General features: G+C 72.5%; 20 protein-coding genes. 13 read left to right on the top strand and 7 right to left on the bottom strand.

Annotated features, from left to right (window positions below; translation table 11 throughout):
• Positions 1-130 precede the first annotated feature (130 nt).
• Genes FXF51_RS22230 through FXF51_RS22240 form a run of 3 tightly spaced genes read right to left on the bottom strand, consistent with a single transcriptional unit; the run spans position 131 to position 4,486 of the window.
• Positions 131-2,629, bottom strand: coding sequence for a DEAD/DEAH box helicase (locus FXF51_RS22230; protein WP_148436466.1), 2,499 nt, complete (start codon positions 2,627-2,629; stop codon positions 131-133).
• A gap of 54 nt (positions 2,630-2,683) precedes the next feature.
• Positions 2,684-3,196, bottom strand: coding sequence for a GNAT family N-acetyltransferase (locus tag FXF51_RS22235; RefSeq protein ID WP_148436467.1), 513 nt, complete (start codon positions 3,194-3,196; stop codon positions 2,684-2,686).
• A gap of 30 nt (positions 3,197-3,226) precedes the next feature.
• The gene (locus FXF51_RS22240; protein ID WP_148436468.1) at positions 3,227-4,486 is read right to left on the bottom strand and encodes an acyltransferase family protein; all 1,260 of its coding nucleotides are present in this window, start codon (positions 4,484-4,486) and stop codon (positions 3,227-3,229) included.
• A 185-nt stretch (positions 4,487-4,671) separates the two neighbouring features.
• On the opposite strand from FXF51_RS22240, the gene FXF51_RS22245 reads away from it, so the two are divergent.
• Both FXF51_RS22245 and FXF51_RS22250 read left to right on the top strand, forming a co-directional pair.
• Positions 4,672-5,919, top strand: a complete 1,248-nt coding sequence (locus FXF51_RS22245) for a sensor histidine kinase (RefSeq protein WP_148436469.1) — start codon at positions 4,672-4,674, stop codon at positions 5,917-5,919.
• Positions 5,910-6,557: a response regulator transcription factor gene (locus FXF51_RS22250; RefSeq protein WP_148436470.1), complete on the top strand. Its 648-nt coding sequence runs from the start codon at positions 5,910-5,912 to the stop codon at positions 6,555-6,557. The genes FXF51_RS22245 and FXF51_RS22250 overlap by 10 nt, the downstream gene beginning before the upstream one ends.
• A gap of 135 nt (positions 6,558-6,692) precedes the next feature.
• Here the strand turns inward: FXF51_RS22250 and mihF are convergent, their stop codons facing one another.
• The 3 genes from mihF to FXF51_RS22265 form a co-directional block, all read right to left on the bottom strand.
• Entirely contained in the window at positions 6,693-6,998 is a 306-nt protein-coding gene (mihF, locus tag FXF51_RS22255; RefSeq protein ID WP_043641121.1) for an integration host factor, actinobacterial type, read from the bottom strand.
• A gap of 102 nt (positions 6,999-7,100) precedes the next feature.
• Positions 7,101-7,505 (bottom strand): GlcG/HbpS family heme-binding protein, encoded by a 405-nt coding sequence (locus FXF51_RS22260; RefSeq protein ID WP_148436471.1) that lies wholly within the window; start codon positions 7,503-7,505, stop codon positions 7,101-7,103.
• Between the two features lie 128 nt (positions 7,506-7,633).
• The gene (locus FXF51_RS22265) at positions 7,634-8,977 is read right to left on the bottom strand and encodes an ROK family transcriptional regulator (RefSeq protein ID WP_148436472.1); all 1,344 of its coding nucleotides are present in this window, start codon (positions 8,975-8,977) and stop codon (positions 7,634-7,636) included.
• Positions 8,978-9,000: 23 nt separating this feature from the next.
• On the opposite strand from FXF51_RS22265, the gene FXF51_RS22270 reads away from it, so the two are divergent.
• From FXF51_RS22270 to FXF51_RS22320, 11 genes are all read left to right on the top strand, one after another.
• Entirely contained in the window at positions 9,001-10,254 is a 1,254-nt protein-coding gene (locus FXF51_RS22270; RefSeq protein ID WP_262379737.1) for an MFS transporter, read from the top strand.
• Positions 10,255-10,636: 382 nt separating this feature from the next.
• On the top strand, positions 10,637-11,836 hold the full coding sequence (locus FXF51_RS22275) for a LacI family DNA-binding transcriptional regulator (RefSeq protein WP_262379738.1): 1,200 nt from the start codon (positions 10,637-10,639) through the stop codon (positions 11,834-11,836).
• On the top strand, positions 11,833-12,747 hold the full coding sequence (locus tag FXF51_RS22280; RefSeq protein ID WP_222871411.1) for a carbohydrate ABC transporter permease: 915 nt from the start codon (positions 11,833-11,835) through the stop codon (positions 12,745-12,747). The genes FXF51_RS22275 and FXF51_RS22280 overlap by 4 nt, the downstream gene beginning before the upstream one ends.
• The gene (locus tag FXF51_RS22285; protein WP_148436473.1) at positions 12,744-13,562 is read left to right on the top strand and encodes a carbohydrate ABC transporter permease; all 819 of its coding nucleotides are present in this window, start codon (positions 12,744-12,746) and stop codon (positions 13,560-13,562) included. Before FXF51_RS22280 ends, FXF51_RS22285 begins: the two co-directional genes overlap by 4 nt.
• A gap of 9 nt (positions 13,563-13,571) precedes the next feature.
• Positions 13,572-14,915: an ABC transporter substrate-binding protein gene (locus tag FXF51_RS22290; protein ID WP_148436474.1), complete on the top strand. Its 1,344-nt coding sequence runs from the start codon at positions 13,572-13,574 to the stop codon at positions 14,913-14,915.
• Positions 14,912-15,949, top strand: coding sequence for an ADP-ribosylglycohydrolase family protein (locus FXF51_RS22295; RefSeq protein ID WP_262379739.1), 1,038 nt, complete (start codon positions 14,912-14,914; stop codon positions 15,947-15,949). The genes FXF51_RS22290 and FXF51_RS22295 overlap by 4 nt, the downstream gene beginning before the upstream one ends.
• 7 nt (positions 15,950-15,956) lie before the next feature.
• A complete protein-coding gene (locus FXF51_RS22300) occupies positions 15,957-16,916 on the top strand; it encodes an ADP-ribosylglycohydrolase family protein (protein ID WP_148436475.1) in 960 nt (319 codons plus the stop codon).
• Positions 16,913-18,070: an ADP-ribosylglycohydrolase family protein gene (locus FXF51_RS22305; protein WP_148436476.1), complete on the top strand. Its 1,158-nt coding sequence runs from the start codon at positions 16,913-16,915 to the stop codon at positions 18,068-18,070. The genes FXF51_RS22300 and FXF51_RS22305 overlap by 4 nt, the downstream gene beginning before the upstream one ends.
• The gene (locus FXF51_RS22310; RefSeq protein ID WP_148436477.1) at positions 18,067-19,395 is read left to right on the top strand and encodes an ADP-ribosylglycohydrolase family protein; all 1,329 of its coding nucleotides are present in this window, start codon (positions 18,067-18,069) and stop codon (positions 19,393-19,395) included. Before FXF51_RS22305 ends, FXF51_RS22310 begins: the two co-directional genes overlap by 4 nt.
• Entirely contained in the window at positions 19,392-20,276 is an 885-nt protein-coding gene (gene rbsK, locus FXF51_RS22315; protein WP_148436478.1) for a ribokinase, read from the top strand. Before FXF51_RS22310 ends, rbsK begins: the two co-directional genes overlap by 4 nt.
• Positions 20,277-20,314: 38 nt before the next feature.
• A complete protein-coding gene (locus FXF51_RS22320; RefSeq protein WP_148436479.1) occupies positions 20,315-20,542 on the top strand; it encodes a hypothetical protein in 228 nt (75 codons plus the stop codon).
• Here the strand turns inward: FXF51_RS22320 and FXF51_RS22325 are convergent.
• A complete protein-coding gene (locus tag FXF51_RS22325) occupies positions 20,539-21,234 on the bottom strand; it encodes a FadR/GntR family transcriptional regulator (RefSeq protein ID WP_148436480.1) in 696 nt (231 codons plus the stop codon). The genes FXF51_RS22320 and FXF51_RS22325 overlap by 4 nt on opposite strands.
• Positions 21,235-21,240: the final 6 nt, after the last annotated feature.

Consider the following 21,240-nt stretch of genomic DNA (forward strand, 5'->3'; position numbering starts at 1 on the left):
AAGCAAGGAATGTCTCGATCTTGGGACATTGTCATGACACGACTCCGACGTTTCCGCAGGAAACTTAATCGACAGGCCTGTGCCGGGGCGCCCTTGCCAGTCCGTTCCGGCACACGGCTTGTCGTTCTTCCTACAGCCGGTTGAGCCCCTGCACATGCAGGACGGCACGGCCCTCCTCGTCGGACGCGGCCAGATCGACCTGGGCGTCGATGCCCCAGTCGCCGTCGCCGGCCGGATCCTTGATCGTCTGCCGCACCCGCCACAGACCGCTCTCCTCCTCGATGCGCAGCAGCGCGGGGCCGCGCGCGTCGGCGTCGGTGAAGATCTCCTCGTGGTCGGCGTAGTACACGTCGAGCGCCGCACCCCAGTCGACGTCCGGGGCGAGCTCCTCCAGCTCGTCCTCCTTCTCGATCGCGCACAGCTCGACCAGCCGGAACATCGCGTTGCGCACCAGCACGCGGAAGGCCCGCACGTTGGCCGTGACGGGGCGCACCTTGACGTCGAGCTGCTCCTGCTGCTCCAGCGCCGCCTCCGGGTTGGTGAGCTTCTCCCACTCGTCGATCAGCGAGGAGTCGACCTGCCGCACCAGCTCGCCGAGCCACTCGATGAGGTCGACCAGGTCGTCGGTCTTGAGATGCTCGGGCACCGTGCGCGACAGCGTGCGGTAGGCGTCGGCCAGGTAACGCAGCACCGTGCCCTCGGAGCGGGCCAGCTCGTAGAACTGGATGTAGTCGCTGAACGTCATCGCCCGCTCGTACAGGTCGCGCACCACCGACTTGGGGCTGACCGTGTAGTCGCCCACCCACGGGTGGCCGCGCCGGTACGTCTCGTACGCGCCGAGCAGCAGGTCGTCGAGCGGCATCGGGTACATGACCTCGGCGAGCTGCTCCATGCGCTCCTCGTACTCGACGCCGTCGGCCTTCATCTGCGCGACGGCCTCGCCCCTGGCCTTCTTCAGCTGCGCCGACAGGATCTGGCGGGGGTCGTCGAGGATGGACTCCACGATCGAGACCAGGTCGAGCGCGTACGACGGCGACTCGCGGTCGAGCAGGTCGAAGGCGGCCAGCGCGAACGTGGACAGCGCCTGGTTCAGCGCGAAGTCCTCCTGCAGCTCGATCGTCAGCCGGGCGCGGCGGCCCTGCTCGTCGGGCTCGCGGAACTGCTCGACGATGCCGCCCGCCAGCAGCGACCGGTAGATGGCGATGGCCTGGCTGATGTGCCGGCGCTGCCACTTGCGGTCCTCGTGGTTGTCGGTCAGCAGGTGCTTCATCGCCTGGAAGCAGTCGCCAGGACGGTTGATCACCGCGAGCAGCATGGCGTTGCTGACCTTGAAGCGCGAGTTGAGCGGCTCGGGCTCGGCCTCCTGGAGCTTGACGAAGGTGTCCTCGCTCCAGCCGACGAAGCCCTCCGGCGGCTTCTTGCGGGCGTAGCCGCGCCGCCGCTTGGGGTCGTCGCCGATCTTCGCCAGGGCCTTGGCGTTCTCGATGTCGTGCTCGGGGGCCTGGCAGGCGACGTAGCCGATGGTGTCGAAGCCCGCGCGGCCCGCCCGGCCGGCGATCTGGTGGAACTCGCGGGCCCGCAGCCGCCGCACCTTGTTGCCGTCGTACTTGGACAGCGCCGTGAACAGCACCGTGCGGATCGGCACGTTGACGCCGACGCCCAGCGTGTCGGTGCCGCAGATGACCTTCAGCAGGCCCGCCTGGGCCAGCCGCTCCACCAGGCGGCGGTACTTCGGCAGCATGCCGGCGTGGTGCACGCCGATGCCGTGGCGCACCAGCCGCGACAGCGCCCGCCCGAACCGCGTGGTGAACCGGAACCCGCCGATCATGGTGGCGATGGCCTCCTTCTCGGCCTTGGTCGCCATGTTGATCGACATCAGCGCCTGCGCCCGCTCCATCGCCGCCGCCTGCGTGAAGTGCACGACGTAGACCGGCGCCTGGCCGGTGGAGAGCATCTCCTCCAGCGTCTCGTGCAGCGGCGTCATCCGGTACGAGTAGATCAGCGGCACCGGCCGCTCGGCGTGCTTGACCACCGCCGTCTCCCGGCCGGTGCGCCTGGTCAGGTCGTTCTTGAACATCGACACGTCGCCGAGCGTCGCCGACATGAGGATGAACTGCACCTTCGGCAGCTCCAGCAGCGGCACCTGCCACGCCCAGCCGCGGTCGGGCTCGGCGTAGAAGTGGAACTCGTCCATCACGACCTGGCCGATGTCGGCCGCCGCGCCGTCGCGCAGCGCCACGTTCGCCAGGATCTCGGCCGTGCAGCAGATGATCGGGGCGCCCGGGTTGACGCTGGCGTCGCCGGTCATCATGCCGACGTTCTCCGTGCCGAAGATGGCGCACAGGTCGAAGAACTTCTCCGACACCAGCGCCTTGATCGGAGCCGTGTAGAAGGTGCGCACGTCGCGGGTCAGCGCCGCGAAGTGGGCGCCCGCCGCCACCAGCGACTTGCCGGAGCCGGTGGGGGTCGCCAGGATCAGGTTGTTGCCGGAGACCACCTCGATGAGGGCCTCCTCCTGGGCGGGATAGAGGGTGAGCCCCCGCTCGGCGTTCCAGGCGACGAACGCGTCGAAGATGGCGTCGGGATCGGCGTCGATCTCTTCGGGCAGGCGGTCAACGAGTAGGCTCACACTCCTATCCTGCCGAAGTTTGCCGGATGGTCGAACCCGGGGCGGCCAACTCGGTCAGGACGACTGCGCCTGGCGCAGGTCGAGCTGCATCAGCGCGGTGTCGATCCAGCGTCCGTGCTTGAAACCGACGGACCTCAGCCGCCCCGTGTGCTCGAAGCCGAACCTCTCGTGCAGCCGGGCCGAGGACGGGTCGCCGGAGTCGGCGATCACCGCGACGAGCTGGCGCGCCTCCGTCTCCCGCGCGCCGTCGATCAGCGAGCCCAGCAGCAGCCGCCCCAGCCCCCTGCCCGTCCGGCCCGGCGCCAGGTAGATCGTGTCCTCCAGCGTGTGCCGGTAGGCGGGCTTGGGCCGGTACTGGGCGACGTAGGCGTACCCGGCGACCTCGCCGTCCACCTCCGCCACCAGGAACGGCAGCCCCGCGTCCGTGATGCCGCCCGCCTTGGCGCGCCAGTCGTCCGGCGTGAGCGGCGTCTCGTCGAACGTGGCCACCGTGGTGGTCACGTAGTGGGCGTAGATCTCGGCGATGACAGGGAGGTCGGTTTCGGCCAGGGCGCGCACTTTCGTCATGCGGCCATTCTGCGCCGTCGGGCACTCGCGCTAGACGCGGGCCCGGGGCGCCGTCATCAGCAGCCCGCCCAGCAGCGCCAGCACCGCCAGGAACGGGCCGCCCCCGGGCGCGAACCCGCCGACCGTCAGCGTCAGCACCCCGCCGCCGACCAGGCCGGTCGCCACGAGCATGCCGCCCCAGCCCGCCACCCCGTACGGCAGCGACGGCGGCGTCTCGAACCGGGCGAACCCCTTCAGCAGCGGCCACATGACCAGGCACAGCAGCCCGAACCAGACCGGCCAGCCGGCGAACCACAGGGCGCTGCCAGGCCGCGGCGTGTCCATGCCCAGCAGCACCACGACCACCCCGGTCACCGCGAACAGGGCCGGCATGTGCCACAGGTACATGGTCATGATCCGCGGCCCCGCCCAGCCCAGCAGCCGGCGGAGGGGCAGCCGCACCAGCACCGGGCGCAGCGCCACGGCCAGGCCGATCTGCCCCAGGCCGACCGCCAGCATGGCCAGCGTGGGCGGGGCCATGTTGGACATCTCGGCGCCAGGCAGGCCGATCATGCTGCCCGGGTACGGGCCGTAGGCCACCAGCAGGGCCGCCGCGCAGAACCCGCCGAGCGCCAGCGCCCAGGCCGCGCGCAGCCTGCCCTCGGCGTAGCAGAAGCCGAGCTGGTGCACGGCCATCCAGACGAACACCACGTTCAGGTAGCCCAGGGCGTCGAGGCCGGTCGAGAACCTGGCCACGTCCGTCAGCACCGCCCCGGCCGCCAGCGCCGCCGGGACGCGCCAGCCGTACCGCTCGTGCAGGCGCAGCGCGTACGGGGTGGCCGTGACGGCGATCAGGTACACGGCCAGGAACCACAGCAACTGGCCCGTCAGCTTGGCCCCCACCTCCAGCGGCTGCGCGGGCACGCCCAGCGACAGCAGCACGTGCGGCAGCGGGATCCACACCGCGGCCAGCGGCAGCAGCGGCCAGGCCAGCCGCCGCAGCCGCACCGCCAGCCACGACGGCGCGGGCGCCGCCGAACGGGCGAAGCTGATCGCGTTCGCCGCGCCGCCCGCGAAGAACACCAGCGGCATCACCTGGCTGAGCCACGTCACCACCCACACGCCGGGCGTGGACAGCGCGTTGCCCGTCGTCAGCCGGCCGTCCTCGTAGTCGAGCACCGGGATCGTCCAGTGCTGGAACACGATGAGCGCCATGCCCACCACGCGCAGCAGGTCGATGAACGGGTCACGCGTGGCCGCCGGGCGGGCGGCCGGCGCGGCGACGGCAGGGCGGTCCAGCAGGACGGTCATGGGGAGCCTCGATCTCAGGGGGAGCGAACACCTCCAAGGCTTCCGCCGCGGGCCGGATCGCACATTGCCGCGAGCCACCCATTCGGGGTCGAGGTCCCGTCACCCCCCGGGGTAGGGCTGGCCCTACCCCCGCACACCGGCGCACCTGCTCGTGCCCGCCGCCGGCGCGTTCTACCGTTGAGGCCATGCGCTCCCTGATGAGGCGTGTCCTCCTTGACACCCGATACTCGCTGGTCGGCTTCCCCACGACGCTGATCGGCTTCGTGCTCATGATCGTCGGCTTTGCCGCCGGGCTCGGCACCGCGGTGGTGTGGATCGGCGTGCCGCTGCTGGCGGGCACGCTCATGATCGCGCGGGGGTTCGCCGACGCGGAGCGCGGCTGGCTGGCTGACGTGCTGGGGCGCCCGCCCGTGCGCCCGCGTTACAAGCCCGTCCCGCAGGGGGCCGGGCGCTTCCGCCGGCTGGTGAACCCGATGACGAGCGGCCAGTCGTGGCTCGACCTGCTGCACGGCATCATCAACCTGCCGTTCGCGATCCTCGCGTTCGTGCTCACCGTCGTGTTCTGGGCGATCCCGCTCGCGGGCCTGACCTACCCGCTGTACGGCATCATCACCTCCAACATCCCCGGCAACACGGAGCTGCCCGAGCTGCTCGGCCTGGGCGACGGCTACCTGGTCAACTCGGCCTTCTACGTCATGCTCGGCCTGGTCTTCGCGCTGATCATGCCGTTCGTCGTCCGTGGCGCCGCGCTGCTGCGCGCCGGGCTCGGCAGGGCGCTGCTGACCGGCGTGGCCGAGCTGCAGGAACGCATCGACGACCTCGCCGAGGGCCGCGCCGCCGCCGTCTCCGCCGAGGCCAACGCGCTGCGCAAGCTGGAGCGCGACATCCACGACGGGCCGCAGCAGCGGCTGGTCTCGCTGGCCATGGAGCTGTCCAGGGCGCAGCGGCAGATGGCCAGGGACCCGGAGGCGGCGCAGGCCACCATCACGTCCGCGATCACCGCCACCCGCGAGACGCTCGACGAGCTGCGCGCCCTCTCGCGCGGCATCGCCCCGCCCATCCTGTCCGACCGCGGCCTGGCGCCCGCCCTGGCCGCCCTGGCGGGCCGCTGCACCGTTCCCGTGGAACTGGACGTGCAGACCGTCGAGCGCTACCAGGCCGCCGTCGAGAACGCCGTCTACTTCGTCTGCGCCGAGACCCTCACCAACGTGGCCAAACACAGCCGCGCCACCATCTGCACGATTCAGCTCATTCGCGTCGGGAACGTCCTGATGCTCTCGATCGGGGATGATGGTGTCGGCGGCGCACACGTCGCCAAGGGACACGGGCTCGCCGGGCTGGCCGACCGGCTCCGCGCGGTTGACGGGGAGCTGAGCGTGCAGTCGCCCGACGGCGGGCCCACACTCATCGTGGCGGAGGTGCCGTGCGGGTAGTCGTGGCCGATGACGCGGTTCTGATCAGGGAGGGCCTGGTCAGGTTGCTCGAGGAGTTCGGCTGCGAGGTGGTGGCGGCCGTCGGCGACGGCGACGCCCTCGTGGAGGCGATCGCCGAGCACAAGCCCGACGTGTCGGTGGTGGACGTGCGCATGCCGCCGTCCTTCACCGACGAGGGGCTCAAGGCGGCCGTGCAGGCCAGGAACCGGGTGCCGGGGGCGCCCGTGCTCATCCTCTCCCAGTACGTCGAGGTCTCCTACGCCGACGACCTGCTCGCCGACGCCAGGGGCGCGGTGGGGTACCTGCTGAAGGACCGGGTCGTCGACGTGGACGAGTTCATGGAGGGGCTGCGGCGGGTGGCCGCCGGCGGCACCGTCTTCGATCCGCAGGTGGTGTCCCAGTTGATGGTGCGCAGACGCAAGGACGATCCGCTCGCACAGCTCACGCCGCGCGAGCGCGAGGTGCTGGGGCTGATGGCCGAAGGGAAGTCCAATCCGGCCATCGGGCGGCAACTCGTGATCAGTGACGGAGCCGTCGAGAAGCACATCAGGAGCATCTTCAACAAGCTCGGCCTCTACGCGGAGGACAGCGACCAGCATCGCCGGGTGCTCGCCGTGCTGACCTACCTGCGTTCCTGACCGCCTCAGGGTTCGAGGACCCCTCGGCCTGGCCCGCCGTCGAGCGGGGCGGCTCCGCTCGGCGGTCCCTCCTGGCCAGTGAGGGGTCGCTGGCCGGTCCGCGCGCCGCTGCGCGCGGACCTGGCCGCCCGGGGGTCAGCCGAGCGCGTCGACCAGCTTCTTGCGCTGCTGGGCGCCCAGGCCGCCGAGACGGCGCTTCTCGTCGACGCCGGCCTCCTCCATCAGCGCGGTGGCCTTGGCCGGACCGACACCCTTGACGGCGCGGAGGGCCTGGGACACCTTGATCTTCTTGGCGATGTCGTCATCGCGCTCCAGCAGCTGAGCGAACGTCAGCTCGCCCGCCTTGACCTTGGCCAGCAGAGCCGTGCGGGCGGCACGGGCCTCGGCGGCCTTGGCCAGAGCGGCTTGACGCTGCTCGGGGGTGAGAGTGGGAAGTGCCATCTCTGTTCTCTCCTCGGGGAGTTAACGTTCGGGTTCTGTTACCCGTGGTGCAGTGGCTAATCATGGCGGATACCAGCGGTTCGTGTTGCGGAAAGCGCCCGCTCAGCGTGCATCCCACACCGAAGCGGCCGCTTCCGCGCACGCCACGTCCTGCGTGATCGTGCCTCCGCTGACCCCTACGCCGCCGACCACGCGTTCTCCCTCACCGTAGCCGGACCACAGCGGAACGCCACCTCCGAAGCACACGAAACCGGCCCCGGCCAGGCCCGCCAGCTCACCGCCAGGAACGGTCAGCGCGGCCAGCTCGGAGGTGGCTCTGCGCAGGGCGACCGACGTGTACGCCTTCCCCCGCGCGAGAGACGGCCCCGAGATCTCCGCACCCTCCATACGCTGGAAAGACACCAGATTCCCGCCCTCGTCCACGATCGCGACGGAGATCGCCGCGCCCTCACGGAACGCCTGCTTCATGGCCGCTTCCGTCATGCGGAGCGCGAGTTCGAGATTCACGCGATCTTCCCTCTGATCGTGATGCCGCGGCGCCTTGGACCCTTCCATCCGTACCGCCCGCCGGCGGGGGCCCGCAAGATCACCTATGTGACCTCGTCCGATCTCCTGTGATCTTGGAAGGGAGGGTGTTATGGCGCGCTTTCCCCGTTCAGGGTGGAATGCGTCACACTTTGCCGGTCGGGCGTGTCGCAAGCCTGGTCAGGGTGGCTTTTACGCCAGAGTTCAAGACCCTCCGTCGTGAGGAAGGCGTCGAAGACCGACTCCATCGCGCCCAGCAGTGAGCCCCGCCAGCCCAGCGCCGACCCCTCGATCCTGGGCGGGGCGTCACGGCGGATCGCCATCAGCCCCGGCTCGCAGGCCGCCAGAAGCGCCTCACCGGCCCTCTTGAGCAGCTCCACGCCGTGGCCGGACAGCACGACCACCTCGGGGTCGTGCGCGTTCACCAGGGCCGCTATGCCGCTTCCCAGGGCCCTCGCGTTCGCCGCCACCGCCTCCTCGCTCGTCGCCAGCACCCGCTCCGCCTGCTCCCTGCCCCTGCCGCCGCCGTACGCCAGGCCGACGTGGCGCAGCAGCGCGTTCGCGCCGACGTCGGTGCCCCAGCAGCCGATCGCGCCGCACGGGCACAGGCGGTCGCTTGCGCCGATGCGCATGTGGCCGAACTCGGCGCCGCTGCCGCTCGCGCCGGGGACCGCGTGGCCGTCCACCACCAGCACGCCGCCGAGGTCGAAGTCCACATGCAGGTGTACGCCCACGCGCACGCCCCGCAGCCTGCCCCTGCGCGCCTCGGCCAGCGCCGCCAGGGCCGTGTCGTTGCCGACGAACAGCGGGGGCCGGGCCTTCTGCGCGGGCGCGATGCCTTGTGCGGGCGCGATGCCTTGTGCGGGCGCGGTGCCTTGTGCGGGCGCGGTGCCTTGCGCGTCGTCCGGTGGGGTGGGGGCGTCGGCCGAGCGCCGGCTCAGGAGGGCGGGGACGTCCACCGAGCGCCAGCCCAGGTGGGCGATGTCCACCAGGCCGCCGTGGCGGATCGGCCCCGCCAGCGCCACCCCGGCCCCGATCACCCGGCTCCCGAGCCGGTGCGCGTGCCCGGCGAGGGCCTCGCCCAGCGGCCCCAGCGTGCCCTGCGGCGTCCCGTCGTGCGGCACCACGGCCAGCACCGTGACACGCCCGCCCAGCTCGCACGCCGCCAGCTCCCAGGCGTCCTCCCGCACGTCCACCGCCAGCGCGACCGGCCCCTGCGGATGCGGTCCAGGCACCTGCGTCGGCCGGCCGCGCGCGTGCCCGGGGGCCGGCTCCTCGTGCAGCAGCGCGTCCTCGGCCAGCCCGGCGACGAGCACGGACGCGGTGCCCCTGGCCAGGCCGAGATCGCGGGTGAGCTGGGACCTGGTGCGGGTCGCCCCGCAGTCGTGCACGGCGCGCAGCAGCCTGACCCGGTTGTGCGCGCGAAGCTGCCCACTGGTCGTAGCTCCATTCACGTTCCACAGTTTATGCTCTTGCCGTGAACAAAACCCCCATTGCCGCAAAGAAGGCTCGTGTCGGTGTTTTCGGATTCTTCTTCCTGGCCGGTTTCGTCATGGGGCTGTGGGCCGCCGGCCTGCCGTCGCTGAACGACCGCCTCGACCTCGGCCCCGCCAGGCTGGGCAGCGTCCTGCTGCTCATCTCCGGCGGCGCGCTGGTGTCGATGCTGGTGGCCGGGCCGCTGGTGGACCGGTGGTCCAGCCGGCGGGTCTGCTGGTTCGCCGGGCCCTTCTCCGGCGCGGTGCTGCTCGGGCCCGCGCTGGCGTCGTCGTACTGGTCGCTGGCGGCGCTGGCGGTGCTGTTCGGGATCGGGCTGGGGATCACCGAGGTCGCCATGAACGCCCACTCCGTCGAGGTGGAGCGGGTCTACGAGCGGCCGATCATCTCGGCCTTCCACGGCGTGTGGAGCCTCGGCGGGGCGGCCGGCGGCGGCCTCACCTCGCTGGCCCTGCAAGGCGGGCTGGACGCGCAGTGGCTGCTGATCGCGGCGGCCGTCGTGGTGCCGTTCCTGTACCTGCCGGCGGCGTACCTGCTGCTGCCCGATCCGCCCGTCCACGAGTCCGCCTCCTCCGCTGACGGGAACGCGCCCTCCGAAGGCTCCTCGCTGCGCTGGGGGCTCATCGCGCTGCTCGGCCTGGCGGCGTTCGCGGGGCACCTGAGCGAGGGAGCCGCCATCGACTGGGCCGCGCTGCACGCGCGGTGGGTGCTGGAGACCGACCCGGCCATGGCGCCGCTGGCCTACACGATCTTCTCCGTCGCGATGACCACCGTCCGGCTGCTCGGCGACCCGATCAGGGGGCGGCTCGGCTCCGTCCTCACCATCCGGCTCGCCGGCGTGCTCGCCACCCTCGGGTACGTCCTGGTGCTGCTGTCGCCGGTCGTGGGGGAGTCGCTGCGCGTGGTGTGCGCCTGGACCGGCTGGGCGCTGGCCGGGGTGGGGCTGGCCACGGTCGTGCCCGTGCTGTTCAGCGCCGTGGGGGCCGCCGGTGGGCGGGTCGGGCGGGCGCTGGCCATGGTGACGGCGTTCGGGTACAGCGGGTTGCTGCTCGGGCCCGCCGTGCTGGGGTTCGTGGCCGAGCACGCGTCCCTGCCGGTCGCGCTCTTCATCCCGGCCGTGCTGGCCGCCGTCGTGACCATCGCGGGCTCGCCCGCCATCCGCTCCCTGCTCCGGCTCTCGGCCACCCCGGCCCCGGCCGTCGTCCCGGAGGGTGAGCCACAGCCCGCCCGCGACTGACCGCGCCCCGGGCCCGCCCACCCTGCGCGCCCGGCCCGCCGTCTCACCGCGCCGCCCGCCGCTGCGCCGGAAGCGCCGCTTCGCGCGCCGTGTGTGCGCCCTGGCCCGTGCGCCCTGGCCCGTGCGCACGGGCGCGTCGTGCGTGCTGGGGTGCGTCAGTGCGTGCGTGGTGCGCCTTGTGCCCTGTGCCGTGGGTGAACCGCGGGCCGGGCTCCGTAACGTCTGGGCGGGTGGGTCCGAAATTTGCGTATAAGGGTGTTGACCTGGTGTTATGCGATCGTGACTTGACCCGCAAGTTACGTGCATGTTTCATGTCCCCAATCCCGTAAACGTTTACAGCCGAGCGCCCGTAAACGTTTACCCAAGATTCGGAAGGACAGCCTTGGCCGACGGACCCACGATCAACACGATCGCCGAGCGCGCGGGCGTCTCGATCGCCTCCGTCTCTCGGGTGCTGAACGGCCTGCCGACCAGGCAGGAGACCGTGCGCAAGGTGATGGCCGCCGCCGACGAGCTCGGTTACGTGCGCAACGCCGTGGCCAGGTCGCTCAAGTCGCGCCGCACCCACCAGGTCGCCTTCGCCATGGCCGACGTCGGCAACCCCGCCTACCTGGCCATGCTGCGCCAGATCCAGCCCGTGCTGAAGGCCGCCGGCTACCGGCTGGTGCTGCACTCGACCGACGCCGTCGTGGTCGACGAGATCGACGTGCTGCACAGCCTGGGCGAGCGGTACGTGGACGGGCTGATCATGAGCCCGCTGCGCGTGACCGAGGCGCATCTGCAGATGCTGGCCACCGCCAGGGCGCCCGTCGTGATCATCGGTTCGGTGCCCGAGGGCACGCGGGCGGACAACGTACGCGCCGACTCGCGCACCGGTGTGCGGCTGGCGGTCGACCACCTCTACGCCCTCGGCCGCCGCCGCATCGCGATGATCAACGGCCCCCTCGACACCGTGCCCGGCGCCGCCCGGGGCGCCGCCTACCGGGAGGCGCTGCGGGACCTCGGCCTGCCGTACGACGAGAGCCTGGTGCAGATCGGCGACTTCTACCGCCAGGAGGGCGCGGCGGCCGTGGCCGCGCTGCTCGCCCGGGTCCCCGACGTGGACGCGCTGATGTGCGCCAACGACCTGATCGCGCTCGGCGCCCTGGACGTGCTGCGGGCGGCGGGCAAGCGGGTGCCGGAGGACGTCGCGGTGGTCGGCATGGACGACACCGAACTCGCCGCCGCCTCGTGGCCGTCGCTGACCAGCGTGTCGCTCGGGTCGGCCGAGCGCGGGAAGGCCGCCGCCGAGCTGCTGCTGGAGCGCCTGCAAGGAGACGACGGCGAGCCGAGGGTGGTCACCGTGCCGCCCCGCCTGGTCGTACGGGCCTCCACCGCGGGCGCCGGCTACGACAGCGCCGGCGAAACCACCGCTGACCATGACGACAGGGCCGGCGACGACAGGGCCGGCGACGACAGGGCCGGCGACGACAGGGCCGGCGACGACAGGGCCGGTGACGGCAGGGCCGGCGACGACAGGGCCGGCGACGACAGGGCCGGTGACGGCAGGGCCGGCGACGGCAGGAAGGAGGGCGGGCAGTGACGGCGACCGTGACGAGACCGGCGCCGCCGAGCGGCCCGCGGGCCAGGCGCCGCGGGATCTCGCGCCAGACGCGCGAGATGTGGGTGCTGATGCTGCCGGCCCTGGTGCCGGTGCTGCTGTTCAGCGTCGGCCCCCTCCTGTACGGCATCGGCCTGGCCTTCACCGACGCCCGCAACACCCGCGTCCACCAGACCGAGTTCGTGGGCCTGGAGAACTTCTCCCGCCTGCTGACCGACGACGAGTTCTGGTCGTCGTTCCAGATCGGCGCCATCTGGGCCGTCTCGGTGACGGTGCTGCAGTTCCTGGCCGGGCTCGGCCTGGCCCTGCTGCTCAACGAGAAGCTGCGTTTCAGCGGCGTGGCCAGGGTGTTGTCGGTGGTGCCATGGGCGATGCCGCCGGTGGTGATCGGCCTGATGTGGAAGCTCGTCTACCACCCCGACGCGGGCATGCTGAACGACCTGCTCGGCACGCACGTCAACTGGCTGGCCGACTTCTCGCTGGCGCTGCCCGCGATCATCGTGGTGGGCGTCTGGGCGGGCATGCCGCAGACGACGGTCGTGCTGCTGGCGGGCCTGCAGAGCATCCCCAAGGAGCTGTACGAGGCCGGCGAGATGGACGGCGCCGGCACCTGGCGGCGCTTCTGGAACATCACGCTGCCACAGCTCCGGCCGGTGATCGTGGCGATCACCTCGCTCGACTTCGTGTGGAACATCAACCAGTTCGGCCTGGTGTACGTGCTCACCCAGGGCGGGCCCGGCGGGCGTACGCGGCTGCCGATGTTGTTCGCCTACGAGGAGGCGTTCCGGTACCGCATGGCGGGCTACGCCTCGATGCTCGGCCTGGCCATGGCGATCGTCGTGCTGGCGGTGCTCGGGCTGTACCTGTGGCGGCAGATGAGGGAGGCCAAGTGAGACGCGTTTCGCAGTATGTCGCGCTGGCGGCGTACGTCGTCTTCCTGGCGTTCCCGCTGCTGTGGCTGCTGTCCACGGCGTTGAAGACGCCGCAGGAGATGGCGCTGACCGAGCCGACGTGGATTCCGCGCGAGCCGACGCTGACCAACTTCGGCGACGCGTTCGGCGAGCAGGACCTGATCGGCGCGGGGCTGCGCAGCCTTGTGGTGGCGCTGTTCGCGAGCGTGATCACGGTGGTGATCTCGCTGCCCGCCGCCTACGCGATGGCCCGCTACCGGGGCCTGGTCAACCGGATCGCGATCGGATGGGTGCTGGTCAGCCAGGTGTTCCCGTTCATTCTGATCATCATCCCGCTCTTCATGATCCTGCGCGACCTCGACCTGATCAACACGCTGCCGGGGCTGGTCGTCGTGCACGTGACGTTCACGCTGCCGTTCGCGCTGTGGATGTTGCAGGGGTACGTGCGCGCGGTGCCGCGCGAGCTGGAGGAGGCGGCGGCCGTGGACGGCGCGGGCCGGCTGCGCTCGATCGTGAGCGTGGTGGCCCCGCTGCTCGCGCCCGGTGTGGTGGCCACGCTGCTGTTCTCGTTCATCTCGTCGTGGAACGAGTTCATGTTCGCGCTGGTGATCCTGCAGAACCCCGACGTCATGACGCTCCCGCTGACGCTGGTGAGGTTCACCGGCCCGGAGGGGGTGGCCAGGCTCGGCCCGCTGGCCGCGGCGTCGCTCATGGCGACGATCCCGAGTCTGATCTTCTTCGCAATCATTCAGCGGCGACTGAAGTCCGGCCTGATGGCCGGCGCCGTCAAGGGCTAGGAGGCTCATATGCGAATCACGTCCGCTCTGGCGGCTGCGGCGGTTCTCACGCTCGCCGCCGCGTGCGGCGGGGGAGGCGGCGGCGGCGAGTCGTCGTCCCCCAACGAGCCGGTCAAGATCAATTTCCTCAGCCTGGCGTGGCAGAAGGAGTCGGTCGCCGCCAACAAGCAGCTCGTGGACGAGTGGAACAAGGCCAACCCGAACATCCAGGTCACCTACGTCCAGGGGAGCTGGGACAACGTCAACGACCAGCTCGTCACCCAGTTCGCCGGCGGCACCGCGCCCGACGTCATCCACAACGACTCGCCCGCGCTGTCCGGTTTCGCCTCCGACGGTTACCTGCTGGACCTGAAGGACAAGCTGCCCGCCGAGCTGAAGGGCGACATCCCGCAGGCCGCCTGGGACACCGTCACCTTCGGCGACGGCAAGGGCGGGCAGGGCGTGTACGGCGTGCCGTTCCTCCAGGAGTCGCAGGTCATCATCGCCAACAAGAAGCTGCTGGACGCGTCCGGCGTGCGCGTCCCCACCGCGGACGCCCCGTGGACGTGGGACGAGTTCTCCGCGGCGGCCAAGAAGATGACCACCCAGCGCGTCGTCCCGTCCGGCGACTCCGAGGCCACCGGCCAGGGGTACGGCGTGGCGTGGGCGATGAAGTCGCCCGTCAACAAGACCCTCAACCTGGCGCTCAACTTCGGCGGCACCTTCTTCCAGACCGGCGCCGACGGCAAGACCACCGTCAAGGTCGGCCCGGAGGAGCGCGAGGTGCTGCAGCGCATCCACGACCAGCTCTACAAGGACAAGTCCGCCGACCCGGCGGCGCTCGGTCAGGGCACCGCCGACCCGCTGCCGGCCTTCTTCAAGGACAAGTTCGCGATGCTGCCCGCCGGCGTCTACCTGCGCCAGCAGGTGATCGAGCAGGCCCCGGACGGGTTCGAGTGGGTCACGCTGCCCGCGCCGAAGGGCACCAGCGCCGAGCAGGGCGCCGTCTCGCAGACGCTGTCGATCGCGCAGGAGAGCGAGCACCCCGGCGAGGCGATGAAGTTCATCTCGTTCTTCCTGAACGGCGCGAACCAGGCCAAGCTCGCCAAGGGCGACTGGCTGCTGCCCACCTCCACGACGGCCGCCGCCGACCCGGCGATGACCACCGAGGAGAACGGCTGGGACGTGGCCACCGCGTCCGCGAAGAACCTGGTGGTGGCGCCGTTCCTGAAGGTGAACGGGTTCGACGAGTGGAAGAGCAAGGTCGCCACCCCCGCACTGCAGGAGTACTTCGCCAATAAGATCACCATCGACCAGGTGGCCACGAAGCTGGTCGAGGACGGGAACAAGGTGTTGGAGCGTTACCAGCAGTGACGGAGCTCATGCGGGACGTGCTGCGCGACAGGGCCAGGGGGTGCCTGCTCGGCCTGGCGGCCGGCGACGCCCTCGGGGCCCCGGCGGAGAACCTCACCCCGGCGGAGATCCGCCGGCGGTGGGGGCGGCTCACGGAGATCGAGGGCGGCGGCACGGACGACACGGAGTACGCGATCTTCGCGGCCTCCCTGCTGGCCCTGCACGGCCACGCGCTCACCCCGGCGGTCGTGGCCGCCGCCTACCGGTCGCAGATCATCCCCCAGGTGAACGGGCCGATGCGCGGGGCCGGCTTCTCGGAGCTGGGCACCGTCGAGGCGCTGCGCCGCGGCCTCGAACCACCGCTGTCCGGGCTGGTGCACTCCCACGGCTGGTCGGACGGCCTGGCGATGCGCGCCGCGCCGTACGGGATCTTCTGTCCCGGCGATCCGGCGGAGGCGGCCCGGCTGGTGGAGCAGGACGGGCTGGTCAGCGCGTCCGGCGAGGGCATCCTTGGCGGGCGCGCGGTCGCGGGGGCGGTGGCCGCCGCGATGACCGGCGCCGAGCCGCGCGAGGTCGTGTCGGCCGCCCTGTCGGTGATCCCGGCGGACTCGTGGACGGCCAGGAACGTGATCCGCGCCCGCGACGTCCTCGACCGCGCGGCTCCCTTGAGCCCCGCGGGCGGCGATGACCTGGATCTCGTCGAGGCGCTGCACGAGGCCGTGGTGGTCAGGCACTACCCCTGGACGGACGTCGCCCCCGAGGCCGTGGCGCTGGCCATGGCCGCCTACCTGGCCGGCGACGGCGACGTCGAGGCGTCGGTGACCTTCGCCGTGAGCCTGGGCAGGGACGCCGACACGATCGGCGCCATCGCCGGGGCCCTCGCGGGGGCCGGGCGCGGCCAGTACGGCGTGCCCGAGCGCTGGGCACTCAGAATCATGCCCGTGACCGGCAAGTGCCTGCCCGTCGTGGCCGGCCTGCACGTGTTCGACGCCGCCGACGAACTGGCCGACGACCTGGTCGACAAAATGGCCGGCGAACTGGCGGAAGGACTGTAGGGAGACCATGTCGGGGGACAGGATCAGGGGCGCGTTCATCGGCCTCGCCGTCGGCGACGCCGTCGGCTGGCCGGCGGCCAGGCACCGCGCGGCCCTGCACGCGCCGTGGAGCCGCCGGCTGCACCGCGAGCTGGACGCCTTCGCCGAGGAGCACCGGGTCACCACGCTCCCGGTGCCGTTCGCGCTGAACCAGCCCACGGCGCCGCTCAGGGTGGGCCCGTCCGACGATGCCGAGTGGCTGGCGTGGACGTTGCTGACCGTGGACCGGCCGCGCGCCGCCGCGTTCATGGAGCTCAAGGACGTCAGGGCGCGCATCTCCGTGGCGACCGCGCTCGACAACCTGGCCAAGGGCGTCGAACCGCCCGCCTCAGGGCACGACAATCCGCACCACTTCGACGACGCCGCCGCCGTCAGGGCTGTCGCGTACGGGGTTCTGGGGAGGGACCCGACGCAGGACGCCCAGGTGACGAACGCCGGGGACGGGGTGCTGGGCGCCCTCGCGATGGCCGCCGCGATCGAGGCGGCCGTGGCGTCGGGCGATCCGCGCGAGGCGGTGGAGGCGGCGCTCGCCGTGCTGCCCGAGGACACCGCCATCGGCCACAACGCCCGCCTGGCCGTGCGGGCCGCGCAGCAGGCGGGCGACCCGTTCGGCGCGATCCCCGCGCTGGACGCCGCGCTGCTCGACCACGTCTACAGCTACGGCGTGGGCGCCGCGCAGACCGTCCCGGTGGCGCTGGCGCTGGCCGGGACGGCGGGCGGTGACCTGGCCAGGGCCGTCCCGGCGGCGGCCTGCCTGGCCCCGCTGGCCGACTCGGCGCCCGCGCTCACCGGAGCGCTGGCCGGGGCGTGCGGCGGGTATGAGGCGATCCCGGAGGGGTGGATCGCCTCGGCCCGCACGCTGGCCGGCTGCTGCCTGCCTGACCTGGCGGGCCTTGATCTGATCGAACTACTGGAGGGAATCGCATGACGCCGCTTGAGGACAGAGCCACTGGCTGCGTGGCGGGGGCGGCGGTCGGTGACGCGCTGGGCGGCGCCACCGAGGGCTGGACTCCCGAGCAGATCGTCGAGCGGTACGGGGGCCGCGTCGAGGGCGTCGTGCCGCCGTTCAACGAGGACTGGCGCAACGCCCGTCCCATCGCCCCGTACCACAAGGGCGACGGCCACATCACCGACGACACCCTGATGACGCACGCGCTGATCCGCGTGTACGACAAGAGCGGCGGCCACCTGGACGCGTACGCGATGGCCGAGCACCTGGTGCCCGAGCTGATGGGCGAGCGGCGCTGGATCCCCGAGCTGGAGGCCGAGGCGCTGCCGCTGCAGCGCGTCTTCCTGGCGGAGAAGTGGATCGTGGCCCGGCTGCACTACGGGCACGCCGACCCGCGCGAGGCCGGCGTCGGCAACATCGTGAACTGCGGCGCCGCCATGTACGTGGCGCCCGTCGGCATCGTCAACGCCGCCGACCCCGACGCGGCCTACGCCGAGGCCATCGAGCTGACGGGGGCGCACCAGTCCAGCTACGGCCGGGAGGCCGCCGGCGTGATGGCCGCCGCCGTGGCCGAGGCCATGCGGCCGGGCGCCACCGCCGACTCCGTGGTGGCCGCCTGCCTGCGGCTGGCCAAGGACGGCACGAGGGCCGCCATCGAGGCCGTCTGCGAGACCGCCGCCGGGCTCGGGCACTGGGACGGCTCGTTCGAGGCGCTGCGGGCCGCGGTGCGGCCGTTCGACACCGTCGCCGACACCTACCGCGACCAGGGGCTGGGCGCGCGCAGGCCGAGCCGGGTGCACAGCATCGAGGAGCTGCCGCTGGCGCTCGGGTTCCTGGTGATCGCCAAGGGCGACGTGCGCGACACCGTGCTGGGCGGCGTGAACTACGGGCGCGACGCCGACTCGATCGCCTCCATGGGCGGGGCCATCGCGGGCGCGCTCGGCGGCCTGGCCTCGGTGCCGCAGGAGTGGGTGGAGCAGGTGGGGACGGCCAGCCGTACGGATCTGGTGGCTCCCGGGCTGGCCATCGCGGAGGTGGCGCGCCGCGTGCACGCCGACGACCTGGTGCGGCGCCGCGCCCACGAGGCCGCGTTCGCCGACCTCGCGCATGAGCACGAGCACGGGCGCGCATGATCAGGCTCACCTGGGTCCAGCCGGAGGATCTCGTCGGGCACGAGCTGCGCCAGGCGGCCGAGGACGGGCGCGACGTGCGGAAGATCGCGGCCCGCTGGCACGCGGCAGGCGGACACGACGCGCCGCCGCGCGCGGGCGCCTCCGAGCCGGGGGCGGCGCGGCTGCGCGGGCTGGCGGAGGAGCTGCTGGACGAGCTGGCCGCGATCCCGTCGCCGCTGCCCGAGCCGTCCGACCTGCCGGGCATCATCGCCGCCTGCCCCGGCTGGCCCGCTCCGCAGGCGAACGTGCAGGTGGATCCGGCGCGGGTGCTGGGGGCGTGGCTGGGACGGGCGGCCGGGTGCGTGCTGGGCAAGCCGGTGGAGAAGATCCCGAGGCAGGGCATCAGGCAGATCGCCGAGGCCACCGGCAACTGGCCGATCCGCGGCTGGTTCACCGCCGAGGGGCTGCCGGACGACGTGGCCCGCCGCTGGCCGTGGAACCGGCGCAGCGCCGTCAACTCCCTGGCCGAGAACATCGACGGCATCCCCGAGGACGACGACCTCAACTACCCGCTGCTCGCCCTGTCCCTCCTGGAGCGGCACGGCCGCGGCTTCACCACCGAGGACGTGGCCAGGCTGTGGCTGGACGAGCTGCCCGCGGGCCGCACGTTCACCGCGGAGCGCATCGCGTACCGGAACCTGCTGGACGGCGTCGAGCCGCCAGCCACGGCCACCTACCGCAACCCGTTCAGGGAGTGGATCGGCGCGCTGATCAGGGCGGACGTGTACGGCTGGGTGAGCCCGGGCGACCCGGCGGCGGCGGCGGAGCTGGCCTGGCGCGACGCCAGGCTCACGCACACCGCCAACGGGATCTACGGGGCGATGTTCGCGGCGGCGATGTGCGCCGCCTCGCTGGTGGCCGATTCGGCGCAGGAGGTGGTGCGGGCGGGCCTGTCGGTGGTGCCGGAGGGGTCGCGGCTGCACGAGGCCGTCCGCCTGGCCGTCGCGGACGCCGGGGCGGAGGACGACTTCGAGCGGGTCGCCGATCGCCTGCACGAGCGGCACGGCGCCCTGCACTGGGTGCACACGATCAACAACGCCGCCCTGGTGGCGGCCACGCTGATCCACGGCAGGGGCGACTTCACCGCGACGATCGCCGGGGCGGTGGCGGGCGGCTGGGACACCGACTCGGCCGGCGCCACGGCCGGGGCGGTGGCGGGCGCGCTCAACGGCGGCGTGCCGGAGCGGTGGCGGATGCGTGACAGCCTGGCCAGCAGCCTGACAGGGTTCGACGGGGTGGGTCTTGCCGAGCTGGCCACCCGTACTCAGGGGATGATGACAGCATGATCTCGGTTTTCGGCAGCGCCAACATGGACCTCGTCGCGTACGTCTCGAAAGCCCCGAAACTGGGCGAAACGGTAACCGGGCACCGGTTCCGCACCGTACCCGGCGGCAAGGGCGCCAACCAGGCGATCGCCGCCGCGCGGGCGGGCGGCGAGGTCGCGTTCCTGGGCGCCGTGGGCGACGACGGGTTCGGCGCGGAGATGCGCTCCACGCTGGCGGAGGCCGGGGTCGAGGTGCGCGGCCTGCGCCAGGTGCCCGGCCCCAGCGGCATCGCGCACATCGTGGTGGACGACGACGGCGCGAACTCGATCATCGTCGTCCCCGGCGCGAACGGCACCATCACCGGCCCTTCCGGCGAGGACCTGGCCGCGATCGCCGGGTCCAGCGCGCTGCTGCTCCAGCTCGAACTGCCCATGGGCGCGGTCGTGGCGGCGGCGCAGGCCGGCAGGGTGGCCGGGGTGCCCGTCTTCCTCACCCCCGCGCCCGCGCAGCAGCTGCCCGCCGAGCTGCTGGAGGCGGTCACCACGCTCGTCCCGAACGAGCACGAGGCCGCGGCCATCACCGGCGTCGAGGAGCCGCAGGCCGCCCTGGACGCGCTGCTGGAGCTGGTCGAGGAGGCCGTGATCACGCTGGGCGCCGACGGCGCGCTGTACGGGTCGAGGTCGGGGGAGCGGCTGCGGGTGCCCGCCGTCAAGGTGGACGCCGTGGACACGACGGCGGCCGGCGACACGTTCGTGGGGGCGCTGGCCGTGGCGCACACCGAGCGGATGGGCCCGGCCGACGCGCTCACCTTCGCCGCGGTCGCGGCGGCGCTGTCGGTGCAGCGCGAGGGCGCCAGCACCTCGATGCCGACCCGCCGCGAGATCGAGGACGCGCTGGGCTGAGCCGGGTTCGGGGGATGCCACCAGGGCAGATGAGGGCTATGAGCGAGACATCCGACGAACTGCCGGAAGCCGTGGGCGGGGTGCGCGGGGAGAGCGACGTGGTCGCCGAGCGGGCGGGCTGCGACACCCCGCGATCGCGCCGCCCCGTGCCGGCCGACCTGCCCGACGAGCAGGACGAGCCGGAGCCGGAGGAGGAGCCGGGCGCGGACGGCGCGGACGGCGCGGACGGCGACGAGATCCGCCCGGACGTGGGCCCCACCGGCTAAGGGCGCCTCCGGTGGAGCAGCGCGAGGGTCTGCTCCAGCTCGGTGCGCAGGATCCCCTCGGCGGCGTCACCGTCGCCCCGCCGGATGGCCGCCACCAGCCCGGCGTGCGTGTCGTGCCCGGTGTTGGGGTCATGTTCGCGCAGCTCCAGCAACCGCACCAGATCGATCAGCCGCTCCCGCAGCGCGGGCGCGAACTCGGCGAACAGGTCCGACAGCACGGGGTTGCGCGCCGCCGCCACGACCGCCGCGTGCAGCGCGATGTCGGCGTCCACGAAGGCCGCGTCGTCACCGCTCGCCGCCCGCTCGCGCCCCGCCAGCGCCGACTCCAGCGCAGCCACGTCCTCGTCGGTACGCCGCTCCGCCGCCAGCCGCGCCGCCTGGGTCTCGACGATGACGCGGACCTCGTACACGTCGGTGATGGCGGCCCGCCGCAGCCTGGCGGGCCAGTCTTCCGCGACCTCCGTGGCGATCACGAACACGCCGGCCCCCTGGCGCGCCTGCACCAGCCCGGCCCCCGCCAGCGCCCGCAGCGCCTCCCGCACCGTCGAGCGCCCCACGCCGAGCGTCTTGGCCAGCGCGTTCTCCCCGGGCAGGCGGGTGCCCACCGGCCACTCGCCCTGCGTGATCTGCTCGCGCAGGTGCTCGGTGGCCTGCTCGACCAGTGGACTGGGGCGGAGTGACCCGAGCGGCATGGCGGT

It is taken from the genome of Nonomuraea sp. PA05, from assembly GCF_008086045.1.
In the GTDB taxonomy this organism is placed as follows: Bacteria; Actinomycetota; Actinomycetes; order Streptosporangiales; family Streptosporangiaceae; genus Nonomuraea; species Nonomuraea monospora.

Bases quoted from the DNA above. Each gene is read 5' to 3' on its own strand.
- FXF51_RS22235 (WP_148436467.1), bottom strand. From the start codon at position 3,196: ATGACGAAAGTGCGCGCCCTGGCCGAAACCGACCTCCCTGTCATCGCC.
- FXF51_RS22240 (WP_148436468.1), bottom strand. From the start codon at position 4,486: ATGACCGTCCTGCTGGACCGCCCTGCCGTCGCCGCGCCGGCCGCCCGC.
- FXF51_RS22245 (WP_148436469.1), top strand. From the start codon at position 4,672: ATGCGCTCCCTGATGAGGCGTGTCCTCCTTGACACCCGATACTCGCTG.
- mihF (WP_043641121.1), bottom strand. From the start codon at position 6,998: ATGGCACTTCCCACTCTCACCCCCGAGCAGCGTCAAGCCGCTCTGGCC.
- FXF51_RS22290 (WP_148436474.1), top strand. From the start codon at position 13,572: ATGCGAATCACGTCCGCTCTGGCGGCTGCGGCGGTTCTCACGCTCGCC.
- FXF51_RS22300 (WP_148436475.1), top strand. From the start codon at position 15,957: ATGTCGGGGGACAGGATCAGGGGCGCGTTCATCGGCCTCGCCGTCGGC.
- FXF51_RS22305 (WP_148436476.1), top strand. From the start codon at position 16,913: ATGACGCCGCTTGAGGACAGAGCCACTGGCTGCGTGGCGGGGGCGGCG.
- FXF51_RS22310 (WP_148436477.1), top strand. From the start codon at position 18,067: ATGATCAGGCTCACCTGGGTCCAGCCGGAGGATCTCGTCGGGCACGAG.
- rbsK (WP_148436478.1), top strand. From the start codon at position 19,392: ATGATCTCGGTTTTCGGCAGCGCCAACATGGACCTCGTCGCGTACGTC.
- FXF51_RS22320 (WP_148436479.1), top strand. From the start codon at position 20,315: ATGAGCGAGACATCCGACGAACTGCCGGAAGCCGTGGGCGGGGTGCGC.
- FXF51_RS22325 (WP_148436480.1), bottom strand. From the start codon at position 21,234: ATGCCGCTCGGGTCACTCCGCCCCAGTCCACTGGTCGAGCAGGCCACC.